This window comes from Enterobacter cloacae complex sp. AR_0002 (assembly GCF_001922365.1).
Lineage (GTDB): Bacteria > Pseudomonadota > Gammaproteobacteria > Enterobacterales > Enterobacteriaceae > Enterobacter > Enterobacter hormaechei_C.
The window spans coordinates 1,042,753-1,057,162 of record NZ_CP018814.1 but is presented as its reverse complement, the minus strand read 5'-3'; the positions used below and the strand labels follow the sequence as shown (position 1 = coordinate 1,057,162).

Here is a 14,410-nt window from a genome sequence, read left to right as displayed (position 1 = left end):
CCGGGTGTGATTATTTGGCGGGAAGTTTAATGTCTTTAAACATCTCTTCGATGTCTTCATTGGAGCGTAACGCTACAGCTGTATCCACCACGTCGCGCGTTAAATGTGGCGCGAAGCGTTGAATAAAATCATACATATAGCTGCGCAGGAACGTGCTCCGACGAAAACCTATCTTGGTGGTGCTGTGGCTGAAAATATCATGCGCATCCAGACGCACCAGATCTGGGTCTGAGACAGGATCTACCGCCATGCTGGCAATAACCCCAACGCCCAGGCCCAGACGCACATACGTTTTTATGACGTCCGCATCCGTCGCCGTAAAGACAATCCGTGGCGTTAATCCGGCGCGGTTAAACGCGGTGTCCAGTTCAGAACGGCCCGTAAAGCCGAACGTATAGGTCACCAGAGGGTATTGCGCCAGTTCTTCGATTGTCACTTCGCCCTTCCCCGCCAGCGGGTGATCCGGGGTCACGACAATAGAGCGGTTCCAGTGGTAGCACGGGAGCATGACCAGATCATCGTACAGATGGAGGGCTTCCGTCGCGATAGCGAAGTCTGCATTGCCTTTAGACACGGCCTCTGCGATTTGCGTCGGTGAGCCCTGATGCATATGCAGGGAAACGCGGGGATAGCGTTCGATGAAACCTTTGATCACCCCGGGAAGCGCATAACGCGCCTGGGTGTGCGTGGTGGCAATATACAGAGAGCCTTTATCCGGCCAGGTATGTTCCCCGGCAACGGATTTAATGGCGTCGACTTTGGAGAGTACTTCCCGTGCGATGCGTATGATTTCCTGTCCAGCCGGCGTGACCTGAGTCAAGTGCTTACCGCTGCGGGCAAAGATCTGAATACCTAACTCATCCTCCAGCATACGCACCTGCTTGCTGATGCCGGGCTGCGAGGTATAAAGACCCTCTGCGGTGGAAGAGACATTGAGGTTATGATTGACGACCTCAACGATATAGCGAAGCTGCTGTAATTTCATGCCAGACCATCCGATTTAGCGCATGCGTCAATCGCTTAAGACGATTTGATAATAAGAAACGGGTTAACTATAACCACTATATCATTTATAGCCAGGCTGTATAGTACGGAACAAAAAATAATAACTACGTAATAAAAAAGGGCCGGAAGTCCGGCCCTTTCACAGGTAAGTTACGGTAAGGGAAGATTATTTCTTGCCTTCAACCCATTTCCCGTCGACGAAGAAGGCTGACCATCCGGTCGCTTTGCCCTCTTTCTCTGCCGCCACGTACTGCTGCTTCGTTTTACGGCTGAAGCGCACCACGGTTTTGTTGCCTTCCGGATCCTGCTGTGGCGCATCGGCAAGATAACGCAGTTTCTCCGGCAGACGGTCGCGGAAGCGGTACAGCTCTTCTACCAGCGGCGCACGAGTTTCGCGCGATTTCGGGAAGGTATTGGCCGCGAGGAATACCCCGGCAGCACCGTCACGCAGCACGAAATACGCGTCAGACTTCTCGCACGGCAGCTCAGGAAGCGGAACCGGATCTTCCTTCGGCGGCGCCACTTCACCGTTACGCAGGATCTTACGCGTGTTTTTACAGTCGTCGTTGGTGCATGCCATGTACTTACCGAAGCGTCCCATTTTCAGGTGCATTTCGGAACCACATTTCTCACACTCAACGATCGGACCGTCATAGCCCTTAATGCGGAACTCACCTTCTTCGATCTCATAACCATCGCAGGTCGGGTTATTACCACAAACGTGCAGTTTGCGTTTTGGATCGATCAGGTAGCTGTCCATCGCCGTGCCGCATTTCTTACAGCGGCGTTTGGCGCGCAGTGCGTTGGTCTCCGCATCGTCACCTTCCAGCACGTTGAGAACTTCGTTCTCCGGCACGAGGTTTATGGTGGTTTTGCAACGCTCTTTCGGTGACAGCGCATAACCAGAGCAACCGAGGAACACGCCCGTGGTCGCGGTACGGATCCCCATTTTACGGCCACAGGTTGGGCAGTCGATGCTCGTCAGTACCATCTGGTTAGGCAGCATGCCGCCCTCTTCAGGATCTTTCTCGGCTTTCTCAAGCTGATTGGTAAAATCGCTGAAGAAGCTGTCGAGAACTTTCTTCCACTCTGCCTTATGGCTGGCAACCTCATCGAGGCTGTCTTCCATCTGCGCGGTGAAGTCATAGTTCATCAACTCGCGGAAGTTCGCTTCCAGACGGTCGGTGACAATCTCCCCCATTTTTTCAGCATAGAAACGACGGTTCTCAACGCGAACGTATCCACGATCCTGAATGGTCGAAATGATTGACGCATAGGTGGACGGGCGACCGATTCCGCGTTTTTCCAGCTCTTTCACCAGCGATGCTTCGCTAAAGCGCGCAGGTGGCTTGGTGAAGTGCTGAGCCGGGACCAGATCAACCAGCGACAGCTCGTCACCTTTGTTGACTGAAGGCAGCGTTCTGTCTTCATCACCTTTACGCAGCGCAGGCATCACTTTTGTCCAGCCGTCGAAGCGCAGAATACGGCCGCGCGCTTTCAGGCGGAAATCACCCGCGCCGACGGTCAGCGTGGTGGAGTCGTATTTCGCTGGCGTCATCTGGCAGGCTACGAACTGGCGCCAGATCAGCTGATACAGCTTCTGGGCGTCCGCTTCCATATCTTTCAGCGATTCTGCCAGAACGGAAACGTCAGAAGGTCGAATCGCTTCGTGCGCTTCCTGAGAATTCTCTTTGCTGGCGTACTGATTAGGACTGTCCGGCAGGTATTTCTTACCGAAGTTGTCCTCGATATAGCCGCGCACCATGTTGACAGCGTCCTGGCTCAGGTTGGTGGAGTCAGTACGCATGTAGGTGATGTAACCCGCTTCATACAAACGCTGGGCCATCATCATGGTTTTCTTCACGCCGTAACCCAGACGCGTACTCGCCGCCTGCTGAAGCGTTGACGTGATAAACGGTGCGCCAGGCTTGCTGCTGGTCGGTTTGTCTTCACGATCCAGAACCTGATAACGCGCTTTTTCCAGCAGCGCCACGGCGGCCATGGTCTGATCGCGATTTTCAGGTCGGAACGGTTTGTCGTTGTGGTGGCTCACCTGCAACGGCAGCGCATCGCCGCCCGGCGTGGTGACATTCGCATCCACTTCCCAGAACTCTTCCGGGACGAACGCTTTGATCTCGCGTTCACGCTCAACAACAAGACGAACAGCAACAGACTGCACACGCCCCGCAGACAGGCCGCGAGCGACCTTTTTCCACAGCAACGGCGAGACCATGTAGCCAACAACGCGGTCCATAAAGCGACGCGCCTGCTGAGCGTTAACACGGTCGATATTCAGTTCACCCGGCTTTTCAAACGCCTGACGAATCGCATTCTTTGTAATTTCGTTGAACACTACACGGCTGTAGCGTTTGTCATCACCCCCGATCACTTCCCGCAGGTGCCATGCGATGGCCTCCCCTTCGCGGTCAAGGTCGGTTGCGAGATAAATGTGGTCTGCTTTTTCAGCAAGCTGTTTCAGCTCGTTAACGACTTTTTCTTTGCCTGGCAGCACTTCGTAATGTGCATCCCAGTTGTGCCATGGGTTAACACCCATGCGGTTGACAAGCGCGCTACGTTCATCCTTTTTAGGCTTTTTAGCCCCTTTGGTGGAGGTAGAGTCTGCGCTCTTTTTGCTGGCTGAGCCACTGGTCGGCAAGTCGCGAATGTGACCAACGCTGGACTTAACCACGTAGTCATTGCCCAGATATTTATTGATCGTTTTGGCTTTTGCCGGGGACTCAACGATGACGAGAGCTTTACCCATATTCACCTTTACCTAATTTAATTCTTCCAGGAATACGCCGCACGTTGATTTCCCTTCCGCTGACGACGAGCCATTGATATTGCGACGTCGTCAGGGGATATCAACCCCTATGTGTTACCGAACGTCAGAATGGCGACATCCAGGTCATTGAGTTTTCGGGTATTTTTCTCACATCAAAGTTCATTCGTGACGAATTCCCGGTCGAATGTCAAGCAATTCTGTTGCCAGAATGACGAAAGCGCACACTGTACCTGATAAAATTCGTTACGCAACTTTATTAGCATGCAAAAGCAAATCCCGCCAGCCAGCCCCTGTTCCTTATCCCCTCGGATAACAGGGAAAATTTGCCCCCGAAGCGACCCAGGCGTAGACTATTGTCACTGTTTAAGGAGTGGAATATGCAGAATACGACCCAACCCATTGACCGAGCTTCACTGCTTATCGAAGCAAACAAACTCATTCGCGACCATGAAGACACCCTGGCGGGGATTGAAGCGACTGGCGTGGAACAACGTAATGGCGTGCTGGTGTTCAGCGGTGAATACTTCCTTGATGAACAAGGATTACCCACCCCAAAAAGCACCGCCGTATTTAACATGTTTAAATACCTGGCGCATACCCTCTCAGAGAAGTACCACCTGGTCGATTAAAACGAAAACGCGAGGCATCTGCCTCGCGTTTTTCTTTACAACAGCGGCTTTTGTCCGCGCTGCAACCAGCGTAGCAGCAGGCGATCCGCGCTTTCTGCCGCGCTATTGGTAAAACGGTCGAGCAGGCGCTTACGTCGGGTGAAGCGCACCCCCACCAGCTCACGGCCGTCCATCAGGTTGAGCAGGAGGTCGTCGCTGGTACCCACTTCATCCACCAGCCCTTTCTCCTGCGCCTGCGTGCCGTACCAGTGTTCGCCCGTAGCCACCTGCTCAATGTCCAGCGTTGGGCGCATGCGGTGCACGAAATCTTTGAACAGATGGTGGGTTTCGTTCAGATCTTCCCGGAACTTCTGCCGTCCCTCTTCAGTATTTTCGCCGAGCAGCGTCAGCGTACGTTTGTACTGGCCCGCCGTATGCAGTTCAATGTCGATCTCTTTGTTTTTCAGGAAACGATTGAAGTTAGGGATCTGCGCGACTACCCCAATCGAGCCGATAATGGAGAACGGTGCCGCGACGATTTTATCCGCCACGCACGCCATCATATAGCCGCCACTCGCCGCGACCTTATCTACCGCCACGGTGAGCGGGATCTGTTTATCCCGCAGACGTTGTAACTGCGAAGCCGCCAGTCCATACCCATGCACTACGCCACCCGGGCTTTCAAGGCGTACCACCACCTGATCCTGGGCTGTCGCCACGGCCAGCACCGCCGTCACTTCTTCACGCAGTGAGGAGACTTCATGCGCATCCATGCTACCTTTAAAATCGAGCACATAGACGCGCGGTTTTGCGTCAGCCTGTGGCGTGGCGAGTTTAGCTTTCGCCTTCGCAGCTTTGGCGTCCTGCTTATGTTTTTTCTTCTGGGCTTTTAGCCACAGCTTCTGTTGATGATCGTCAAGCAGCGCCAGAGACATCTCCTCCTGCATCTCTTTATACTGTTCGCTCAGGCGGGTAATGCGTAACTCACCACGCTGACGCTTACGCTGCGTCAGGTTAACAATCAGGACGGCAATCACCGCGACAGCTATAACCACCGTCGCGATTTTGGCCAAAAACAACCCATACTGAGAAAGTAATTCCACGCGTTCCACCTTGATTTAACCACGAATCTTTCACGCCAGTGTACAACAGCCCTGCGCAGGCGTCTCGCTCTGGACATTACCTCTGCGAGGCGGCTTCAGGAATCCCCCGTTTCTGGTTTAAATCTTTGCAAATTGTTAATTTCCCAGCGATCTGTCCTGTAGACTGATTGAATTCTGACGCTGTTTCGGGCATAAAGCCGAAAAGTCATAAATAAAGGTGCAAGTCACGCCCAATGCGCCTGAGGAGCCACCGTGCATTATCAGCCACAAAAAAACCTTCTACAGAACCGCATCATTCTGGTTACCGGTGCCAGCGACGGGATTGGTCGCGAAGCGGCGCTGACCTATTCTGAATACGGTGCGAGCCTTATTCTGCTGGGACGTAATGAAGAAAAGCTCAAGGCCGTCGCCCGTGAAATCGAAAACGCCGGCGGTACCCCCACGCCCTGGTATACGCTCGATCTGCTGACCTGTACGCCAGCGTCATGTCAGGCCCTTGCCCAGCGTATCAGCACGCATTATCCGCGTCTGGATGGCGTACTGCACAACGCGGGGTTACTGGGCGAAGTGCGCCCGATGGATGAACAGGATCCGGAGATTTGGCAGCAGGTGATGCAGGTTAACGTCAACGGGACGTTTTTTCTGACCCAGGCCTTGCTTCCTTTATTACTCAACTCCGATTCCGGCTCGCTGGTCTTTACCTCCTCCAGCGTGGGGCGTCAGGGGCGTGCGAACTGGGGGGCTTACGCCGTCTCAAAATTTGCCACCGAAGGAATGATGCAGGTGCTGGCCGAAGAGTACCAAAGCCGCCACCTGCGGGTTAACTGTATTAACCCGGGCGGTACGCGCACCAAAATGCGTGCCAGCGCCTTCCCGACAGAAGATCCGCAAAAGCTTAAAACCCCGGCCGATATTATGCCTCTTTACCTGTGGCTGATGGGTGACGACAGCCGTCGTAAAACCGGAATGACATTCGATGCCCAGCCAGGCCGCAAACCGGGGATATCGCAATGAGTGAAGATCGGCATCAGCAGCGCCAGCAGCGTCTGAAAGAACAGGTTGATGCACGCGTGGCGGCCGCTCAGGACGAGCGCGGGATCCTCATCGTGTTCACCGGCAACGGTAAAGGAAAAACCACCGCCGCATTTGGTACCGCCACCCGCGCAGTCGGACATGGGCAGAAAGTGGGCGTGATCCAGTTTATCAAGGGTGAATGGCCCAACGGCGAGCGTAATCTGCTCGAGCCGCATGGCGTTGAGTTTCAGGTGATGGCGACCGGTTTTACCTGGGATACCCAGAACCGGGAAACCGATACCGCAGCCTGCCTCGCCGTCTGGGAGCATGCCAAAAGGATGCTCTCTGACCCGTCGCTGAACATGGTGTTGCTGGATGAGATCACCTATATGGTGGCTTATGACTACCTGCCTCTGGAGGCCGTGCTGGCTGCCCTGAAAAACCGCCCAGCGCATCAGACGGTTATCGTCACGGGGCGCGGGTGTCATCGGGATATTCTGGAGCTGGCCGATACCGTCAGCGAGCTGCGTCCGGTTAAGCATGCGTTCGATGCGGGTATCAAAGCGCAAATGGGGATTGATTACTGAAGAAAAAAAGCCCGGTATATTCACCGGGCTTTTCGATTAACCGTTGTTATTACGGCTGCCAGAGCGGCGATTGCTGCTAACCTGGCTGTGACGCTTCACCGCACGGCGGATCTGATTCGCCTTCATGCGACGACGATCTTTCTCTACCGCCACTTTCGACGTGGTTTCTGGCGTCAGGCCAACCAGATCGCGCAGGTAGTTGGTTTGCGTCAGATCCAGCTCGGTATAGCCGCCACGTGGCAGGCCTTTCGGCAGCAGAATGTCGCCATAGCGGACGCGAATCAAACGGCTCACCTGGACACCGACCGCTTCCCACAGACGACGCACCTCGCGGTTACGTCCCTCTGTCAGGGTAACGTTGTACCACTGGTTAATGCCTTCACCACCGGTAAACTTGATGGTTTTGAACGCCGCTGGGCCGTCCTCCAGTTGAACGCCACGCGACAGGTCGCGCAGTTTGTTCTCATCAACCTGGCCGAAAACACGAACGGCGTATTCACGTTCCACTTCACGACTCGGGTGCATCAGACGATTTGCCAGTTCACCATCGGTGGTGAACAGCAGCAGGCCGCAGGTGTTCACGTCCAGACGTCCTACGGCAATCCAGCGGGCGCCACGCAGTTTTGGCAGACGGTCAAACACCGTCGGGCGACCTTCCGGATCGTTGCGGGTACACAGTTCGCCTTCCGGCTTGTAGTAAGCCAGCACGCGGCAGATCTGTTCAGCAGACTCTTTCACGGAGATAAGATGGCCGTCAATGCGGATCTTCAGCCCCGGTACGATTTCAACGCGGTCACCGAGCGTGGCGATTTTACCGTCCACACTCACGCGGCCTGCTTCAATAATGGCTTCGATTTCACGGCGCGAACCGTGGCCGGCACGCGCCAGCACTTTCTGTAACTTCTCGCTCATTGAGCTTCCTCAGGTGTCGCCTTCACAGGCGTCGAATCAGGTCAAAAACAGGGCGGCGCCCTGCTTTGATGGCCGCGTAGTATATCTGCTTACACCCTTACAAGAAAGGCTTAACATCGCCCACGCCTTCACGAATGACTTCTGGCGCGTCTTCGGTGAGATCCACCACGGTGGTCGGCTGCTGGCCAAGATAGCCGCCATGGATAATCAGCTCCACCACCTTCTCCAGACGATCTTTGATCTCTTCCGGGTCGGACTCGGTAAACTCACTGCCCGGCAGCATCAGCGATGTGGAGAGCATCGGCTCGCCGAGGGTTTCCAGCAGCGCCTGGGCAATCGGGTTCGACGGCACGCGCATGCCGATGGTTTTACGTTTTTCCTGCAACAGACGACGCGGCACCTCTTTTGTCCCTTTCAGAATGAAGGTGTAGTTACCGGGCGTGTTGTTCTTAATCAGGCGAAAGGCCACGTTATCAACATAAGCGTAGGTCGACAGTTCAGAGAGATCGCGACACATCAGGGTAAAGTTGTGGCCGTCCGGCAGCTGGCGGATGCGACAGATGCGCTCCATCGCCCCTTTGTCCTCAATTTTACAGCCCAGCGCGTAGCCAGAATCGGTTGGGTAGACAATAACGCCGCCTTTGCGGACGATCTCCACGGCCTGATTAATCAGACGTGGCTGGGGGTTATCCGGATGGATATAGAAAAACTGACTCATACTTCCCTCTCTTCAATTTGCTGTGGCTGTTCCCAGAGCTGCCAGACAGGCTCAACGCCCGCGGGTAACCAGAGCTTGCGCCCCAGTTCAATCCACGCGCAGGGCTGATGGAAATCTGAACCCTGTGAGCCAAGCAGGCCAAACTGACGGGCGTAGGTCGCGAGCTGCGAACGCTCATTGGGTGCCTGCTGACACTGGGCAACTTCCATCGCCTCACCGCCGCATTCGGCAAAGTGTGCCAGCAGTCTTTTCAGCCATTTAGCAGAAAGATTATACCGCCCCGGATGGGCCAGCACGGCCTTACCGCCAGAATGATGAATCACATCAATAGCTTGTTTTATTGTACACCACTGTGGGGGAACGTATCCGGTTTTCCCGCGCGCCAGATACTTTTTAAAGACATTCGCCATGGTCGTCGCCTTACCGGCATCCACCAGAAAACGGGCGAAATGGCCGCGCGTCACCGCCCCACCGTTCGCCAGCTTTCGCGCGCCTTCCAGCGCACCGGGAATATGCGCTTTTTCCAGACGTTCGCCAATCATCTCCGCGCGTTGATTGCGGCGTGTTTTTTGTTCCTGCAAAAAAGCACGCATGGCCGGATGTTCTGTATCGATGTTCAGACCAACGATATGAATTTCGTGGTTTTCCCAGACCGTCGAGATCTCGACCCCGGCCACCAGATCCAGCGCCAGTCCGCTGCGGACAATCTCGGCGCGCGCGGCGGGAATGCCGTCAGTGGTATCGTGATCGGTTATTGCCAGCGTGCCGACACGCATTTCAACGGCGCGATGGACCAGGGCTTCGGGTGTCAGCAGGCCATCTGAAGCCTGCGTATGGCTGTGTAAATCATAAATTACGGCGTAGGTGGTATCGCTCAAAGCACTTCCCATAACAGGTTGGAGACATCCGAAGCCCCTATGATACCGACTAACCGTGAAATACTGAAATCAGGGGTTGACAACACGTCATCGAACTAGTTAACTAGTACGCAAGTTCACACGAGAAAGGTATCTGAAAATGACAGCACATTTCGCTCTGCACGGTTGGTGGCGTACTTCCTGATCTTCGGGCAGTGTTACGCGTCTGCGATAAGCAAACAGATACCCGGCCCGCTACCCAGCGGGCTTTTTATTGAACAGAATATGAGAACAACAACATGCAAACAGCCAAACCCCACCTCGAACTGCTGACCTGCGAGGCGGCCTATCGCCATAACCCTACCGCGCTGTTTCATCAGGTGTGCGGCGCACGTCCCGCGACGCTGCTGCTGGAATCTGCTGACATTGACAGCAAGGACGATCTTAAAAGCCTGCTGCTGGTTGACAGCGCGCTGCGCATTACCGCGTCGGGTGACACCGTCACCATTAAGGCGTTATCTGAGAATGGCGCATCGCTGCTGCCGCTGCTGGATGCGGCTCTGCCTTCAGGTATTGAAAATGAGCGTCATCCGGACCTGCGAATTCTGCATTTCCCACCGGTAAGCCAGCTGCTGGATGAGGATGCCCGCCTCTGCTCGCTCTCCGTTTTTGACGCCTTCCGTCTGCTGCAAAATCTGGTGGCCATGCCGGAAGATGAGCGCGAAGCGATGTTCTTTGGCGGGCTGTTTGCTTACGACCTGGTTGCTGGCTTTGAAGATTTACCGGAAACCGAGCAGGGTAACCGCTGCCCGGACTACTGCTTCTACCTGGCCGAAACCCTGCTGGTGATCGACCATCAGAAAAAATACACCCGCATCCAGGCCAGCCTGTTCACGCCGTCTGCGTCTGAGAAAAATCGCCTCGCGCAGCGCATCGCCCAACTGCAACAGCAGATGTCGGAAGCACCGCCCGCGCTGCCGGTGCAGCGTGTTGAAAAGATGACCTGCGAGGTGAGTCAGACCGACGATCAGTACGGCGCGGTGGTGCGTCAGATGCAAAAAGCGATTCGTGCCGGGGAGATTTTCCAGGTGGTGCCGTCCCGTCGCTTTTCACTGCCCTGCCCGTCGCCGCTGGCGGCTTACGATGTGCTGAAAAAGAGCAACCCAAGCCCGTACATGTTCTTTATGCAGGACAATGATTTCACCCTGTTTGGCGCGTCGCCGGAAAGCTCCCTCAAGTACGACGCCACCAGCCGCCAGATTGAGATCTACCCGATAGCGGGAACCCGTCCACGTGGCCGTCGTGCCGATGGCTCCCTGGACCGCGATCTCGACAGCCGCATCGAACTGGAAATGCGTACCGACCATAAAGAGCTCTCCGAACACCTGATGCTGGTTGACCTGGCGCGTAACGATCTGGCACGCATTTGCACGCCAGGCAGCCGCTACGTGGCGGACCTGACCAAAGTCGACCGCTACTCCTTCGTCATGCACCTGGTCTCCCGGGTGGTGGGTGAACTGCGCCACGACCTCGACGTTCTGCACGCCTACCGCGCCTGCATGAACATGGGCACCCTGAGCGGCGCGCCGAAAGTCCGCGCTATGCAGCTGATCGCCGAAGCGGAAGGACGCCGTCGCGGCAGCTACGGTGGTGCCGTGGGCTATTTCACCGCTCACGGTGACCTTGATACCTGCATCGTGATCCGCTCCGCCTACGTTGAGGACGGCATTGCCACCGTCCAGGCCGGGGCCGGGATTGTGCTGGATTCTGTTCCGCAGTCGGAAGCCGACGAAACCCGCAGTAAAGCGCGCGCGGTACTGCGCGCCATTGCTACCGCACACCATGCACAGGAGATTTTCTGATGGCTGACATTCTGCTGCTCGATAATATCGACTCCTTTACCTACAACCTGGCAGATCAGCTGCGTGCGAATGGTCACAACGTTGTTATCTATCGCAACCACGTTCCGGCCCAGACGCTGATTGACCGCCTGGCGACCATGCAAAACCCGGTGCTGATGCTCTCCCCGGGCCCAGGCGCACCGAGCGAAGCAGGCTGTATGCCTGAGCTGTTGACCCGTATGCGCGGCAAGCTGCCGATTATCGGCATCTGCCTTGGCCATCAGGCGATTGTCGAAGCCTACGGCGGTTACGTGGGTCAGGCGGGGGAGATCCTGCATGGTAAAGCGTCAAGCATTGAACATGACGGTCAGGCGATGTTTGCCGGGCTGCCGAACCCGCTTCCGGTAGCGCGTTACCACTCGCTGGTTGGCAGCAACATTCCGGCCGGGCTGACCATTAACGCCTCGTTTGAAGGGATGGTGATGGCGGTGCGTCATGATGCGGATCGCGTCTGCGGGATGCAGTTCCACCCGGAATCTATCCTGACGTCCAACGGCGCGCGCCTGCTGGAGCAAACGCTCGACTGGGCGCTGCAAAAGCTGGAGCAGACCAACACCCTGCAACCGATTCTGGAAAAACTCTATCAGGCCCAGACCCTGAGCCAGCAGGAGAGCCACCAGCTGTTCTCCGCCGTCGTGCGCGGCGAGCTGAAGCCTGAGCAGCTGGCCGCTGCGCTGGTGAGCATGAAAGTGCGCGGCGAAAGCCCTCAGGAGATCGCCGGGGCGGCAACCGCGCTGCTGGAAAATGCCGCCCCGTTCCCGCGCCCGGACTATCCGTTTGCCGATATCGTTGGGACCGGTGGCGACGGCAGTAACAGTATCAATATTTCCACCGCCAGCGCCTTTGTGGCCGCGGCATGCGGTCTGAAAGTGGCGAAACACGGCAACCGCAGCGTGTCCAGCCGTTCCGGATCGTCCGACCTGCTGGCGGCTTTCGGTATCAACCTGGACATGAACGCCGAGCGTTCCCGTGAAGCGCTGGATGACCTGGGCGTCTGTTTCCTGTTTGCGCCGAAGTATCACACCGGTTTCCGCCACGCGATGCCGGTTCGCCAGCAGCTTAAAACCCGCACGCTGTTTAACGTGCTCGGTCCACTCATTAACCCGGCGCATCCGCCGCTGGCGCTGATTGGCGTTTACAGCCCGGAGCTGGTCCTGCCGATTGCGGAGACGCTGCGCGTCCTCGGTTACCAACGCGCCGCCGTGGTACACAGCGGCGGGATGGATGAAGTTTCCCTGCATGCGCCCACGCTGGTGGCCGAACTGAATCACGGCGAAGTGCTGAACTATCAGCTTGAGGCCGCTGACTTCGGGTTGACCCCGTACCATCAGGACGCCCTGGCGGGCGGCACGCCGGAAGAAAACCGTGACATTCTCACGCGCTTATTACAAGGTAAAGGTGAGGCCGCCCATGAGGCCGCCGTGGCGGCCAACGTAGCCATGCTGATGCGTTTACATGGCGAGGAAGATCTAAAAGCCAACGCCCAAAAAGTTCTGGACGTACTGCGCTCCGGTGCAGCTTACGATCGCGTTACCGCACTTGCGGCAAGAGGGTAAATAATGCAGACCGTTTTAGCGAAAATCGTCGCCGATAAGGCCATCTGGGTGGAAGCCCGCAAGCAACAGCAGCCGCTCGCCAGTTTTCAGAATGACGTCGTTCCGAGCAGCCGTCGTTTTTATGATGCGCTCCAGGGCGCGCGTACCGCGTTTATTCTGGAGTGTAAAAAAGCGTCTCCGTCCAAAGGCGTGATCCGCGACGATTTCGACCCGGCGCGTATTGCCGGTATTTACAAGCATCATGCGTCTGCCATTTCTGTGCTGACGGATGAGAAATATTTCCAGGGCAGCTTCGATTTTCTGCCCGTAGTCAGCGGCATCGCGCCGCAGCCGATTCTGTGCAAAGACTTTATTATCGACCCGTATCAGATCTGGCTGGCGCGCTTTTACCAGGCCGATGCCTGCCTGCTGATGCTCTCCGTGCTGGATGACGAGCAGTATCGCCAGCTCTCCGCCGTCGCGCACAGCCTGAATATGGGCGTGCTGACCGAAGTGAGCAACGAAGAGGAGCTGGAGCGCGCCATCACGCTGGAAGCAAAAGTGGTCGGCATTAACAACCGCGACCTGCGCGACCTGTCGATTGACCTCAACCGTACGCGCCAGCTTGCGCCGCGTCTGGGCGCGGGCGTCACGGTGATCAGCGAATCCGGGATAAACAGCTACGCTCAGGTGCGCGAACTCAGCCACTTTGCCAACGGTTTCCTGATCGGCTCCGCGATGATGGAACACGACGATCTTAATGCGGCCGTGCGCCGCGTGCTGTTGGGTGAGAACAAAATCTGCGGCCTGACCCGTGAACAGGATGCGCAGGCCGCATATGAAGCGGGCGCAATCTATGGTGGTCTGATCTTTGTTGAGTCCTCTCCTCGCGCCGTTAATGAGGAACAGGCGCGCAAGGTGATGGCGGCTGCGCCACTGAACTACGTGGGCGTGTTCCGCGATGCGGATATTAACGACGTTGCGGCTAAAGCGGACGCGTTATCCCTGAGCGCGGTTCAGCTGCATGGCGATGAAGATCAGGCGTACATTGATGCTCTGCGACATGCTCTGGCGCCTCAGGTTCAGATCTGGAAAGCGCAAAGCGTTGGCGCCACCCTGCCCGCGCGTAACCTGAAGCATGTTGATAAATACGTGCTCGACAACGGCCAGGGCGGCACGGGGCAGCGTTTCGACTGGTCACTGCTGCGTGGCGAAGTGCTGGACAATGTCCTGCTGGCGGGGGGATTAAGCCCCGATAACTGTGTGGAAGCGGCCAAAACCGGCTGCGCCGGCCTCGATTTCAATTCAGGCGTAGAGTCCCAACCGGGCATTAAAGACGCCAGCAAGCTGGCATCGGTATTTAAAACTCTGCGTGCATATTAAGG

The 14,410-nt window shown here is 56.3% G+C and carries 13 protein-coding genes and 1 other annotated feature; of the genes, 7 read left to right on the top strand and 6 right to left on the bottom strand.

Going from position 1 to position 14,410, the window contains the following annotated elements; genetic code table 11:
- Window positions 1-10: 10 nt before the first annotated feature.
- Both cysB and topA read right to left on the bottom strand, forming a co-directional pair.
- Window positions 11-985 carry an HTH-type transcriptional regulator CysB gene (cysB, locus tag AM329_RS05255; RefSeq protein ID WP_006810844.1) on the bottom strand — a complete coding sequence of 325 codons (975 nt, stop codon included), beginning with the start codon at window positions 983-985 and terminating at the stop codon, window positions 11-13.
- Between the two features lie 186 nt (window positions 986-1,171).
- Window positions 1,172-3,769, bottom strand: a complete 2,598-nt coding sequence (gene topA / locus AM329_RS05250) for a type I DNA topoisomerase (RefSeq protein WP_003856806.1) — start codon at window positions 3,767-3,769, stop codon at window positions 1,172-1,174.
- A gap of 398 nt (window positions 3,770-4,167) precedes the next feature.
- Here topA and AM329_RS05245 point away from each other — a divergent pair, with 398 nt between their 5' ends.
- Entirely contained in the window at window positions 4,168-4,419 is a 252-nt protein-coding gene (locus AM329_RS05245) for a YciN family protein (protein WP_003856804.1), read from the top strand.
- 35 nt (window positions 4,420-4,454) lie between these two features.
- Here the strand turns inward: AM329_RS05245 and sohB are convergent, their stop codons facing one another.
- Window positions 4,455-5,501 carry a protease SohB gene (gene sohB / locus AM329_RS05240; RefSeq protein WP_022651351.1) on the bottom strand — a complete coding sequence of 349 codons (1,047 nt, stop codon included), beginning with the start codon at window positions 5,499-5,501 and terminating at the stop codon, window positions 4,455-4,457.
- A gap of 252 nt (window positions 5,502-5,753) precedes the next feature.
- On the opposite strand from sohB, the gene AM329_RS05235 reads away from it, so the two are divergent.
- Together AM329_RS05235 and cobO are read left to right on the top strand one after the other, a co-directional pair.
- Entirely contained in the window at window positions 5,754-6,515 is a 762-nt protein-coding gene (locus AM329_RS05235) for a YciK family oxidoreductase (protein ID WP_017384219.1), read from the top strand.
- Window positions 6,512-7,102, top strand: coding sequence for a cob(I)yrinic acid a,c-diamide adenosyltransferase (gene cobO, locus AM329_RS05230; RefSeq protein WP_023314251.1), 591 nt, complete (start codon window positions 6,512-6,514; stop codon window positions 7,100-7,102). Before AM329_RS05235 ends, cobO begins: the two co-directional genes overlap by 4 nt.
- A gap of 36 nt (window positions 7,103-7,138) precedes the next feature.
- Here cobO and rluB read toward each other — a convergent pair whose 3' ends face one another.
- The 3 genes from rluB to rnm form a co-directional block, all read right to left on the bottom strand.
- A complete protein-coding gene (gene rluB / locus AM329_RS05225; protein WP_003856794.1) occupies window positions 7,139-8,014 on the bottom strand; it encodes a 23S rRNA pseudouridine(2605) synthase RluB in 876 nt (291 codons plus the stop codon).
- A gap of 97 nt (window positions 8,015-8,111) precedes the next feature.
- Window positions 8,112-8,732: an L-threonylcarbamoyladenylate synthase gene (locus tag AM329_RS05220; RefSeq protein ID WP_003856793.1), complete on the bottom strand. Its 621-nt coding sequence runs from the start codon at window positions 8,730-8,732 to the stop codon at window positions 8,112-8,114.
- Window positions 8,729-9,622, bottom strand: coding sequence for an RNase AM (rnm, locus tag AM329_RS05215; protein ID WP_023314252.1), 894 nt, complete (start codon window positions 9,620-9,622; stop codon window positions 8,729-8,731). The genes AM329_RS05220 and rnm overlap by 4 nt, the downstream gene beginning before the upstream one ends.
- A 127-nt stretch (window positions 9,623-9,749) precedes the next feature.
- Between rnm and trpL the strand changes: the two genes are divergently transcribed.
- The 4 genes from trpL (at window position 9,750) to trpCF (ending at window position 14,408) form a co-directional block, all read left to right on the top strand.
- Entirely contained in the window at window positions 9,750-9,794 is a 45-nt protein-coding gene (gene trpL, locus AM329_RS25420; RefSeq protein WP_071524153.1) for a trp operon leader peptide, read from the top strand.
- Window positions 9,771-9,865, top strand: a sequence feature (Trp leader region). (Overlaps the previous gene by 24 nt.)
- A gap of 23 nt (window positions 9,866-9,888) precedes the next feature.
- A complete protein-coding gene (locus tag AM329_RS25170) occupies window positions 9,889-11,451 on the top strand; it encodes an anthranilate synthase component 1 (RefSeq protein ID WP_032609352.1) in 1,563 nt (520 codons plus the stop codon).
- Window positions 11,451-13,046, top strand: a complete 1,596-nt coding sequence (gene trpD, locus AM329_RS05195; RefSeq protein WP_032609354.1) for a bifunctional anthranilate synthase glutamate amidotransferase component TrpG/anthranilate phosphoribosyltransferase TrpD — start codon at window positions 11,451-11,453, stop codon at window positions 13,044-13,046. The genes AM329_RS25170 and trpD overlap by 1 nt, the downstream gene beginning before the upstream one ends.
- A gap of 3 nt (window positions 13,047-13,049) precedes the next feature.
- Window positions 13,050-14,408, top strand: a complete 1,359-nt coding sequence (gene trpCF, locus AM329_RS05190; RefSeq protein ID WP_032609355.1) for a bifunctional indole-3-glycerol-phosphate synthase TrpC/phosphoribosylanthranilate isomerase TrpF — start codon at window positions 13,050-13,052, stop codon at window positions 14,406-14,408.
- Window positions 14,409-14,410 lie beyond the last annotated feature (2 nt).

Bases quoted from the DNA above. Each gene is read 5' to 3' on its own strand.
- cysB (WP_006810844.1), bottom strand. From the start codon at position 985: ATGAAATTACAGCAGCTTCGCTATATCGTTGAGGTCGTCAATCATAAC.
- topA (WP_003856806.1), bottom strand. From the start codon at position 3,769: ATGGGTAAAGCTCTCGTCATCGTTGAGTCCCCGGCAAAAGCCAAAACG.
- AM329_RS05245 (WP_003856804.1), top strand. From the start codon at position 4,168: ATGCAGAATACGACCCAACCCATTGACCGAGCTTCACTGCTTATCGAA.
- cobO (WP_023314251.1), top strand. From the start codon at position 6,512: ATGAGTGAAGATCGGCATCAGCAGCGCCAGCAGCGTCTGAAAGAACAG.
- rluB (WP_003856794.1), bottom strand. From the start codon at position 8,014: ATGAGCGAGAAGTTACAGAAAGTGCTGGCGCGTGCCGGCCACGGTTCG.
- AM329_RS05220 (WP_003856793.1), bottom strand. From the start codon at position 8,732: ATGAGTCAGTTTTTCTATATCCATCCGGATAACCCCCAGCCACGTCTG.
- rnm (WP_023314252.1), bottom strand. From the start codon at position 9,622: ATGGGAAGTGCTTTGAGCGATACCACCTACGCCGTAATTTATGATTTA.
- AM329_RS25170 (WP_032609352.1), top strand. From the start codon at position 9,889: ATGCAAACAGCCAAACCCCACCTCGAACTGCTGACCTGCGAGGCGGCC.
- trpD (WP_032609354.1), top strand. From the start codon at position 11,451: ATGGCTGACATTCTGCTGCTCGATAATATCGACTCCTTTACCTACAAC.
- trpCF (WP_032609355.1), top strand. From the start codon at position 13,050: ATGCAGACCGTTTTAGCGAAAATCGTCGCCGATAAGGCCATCTGGGTG.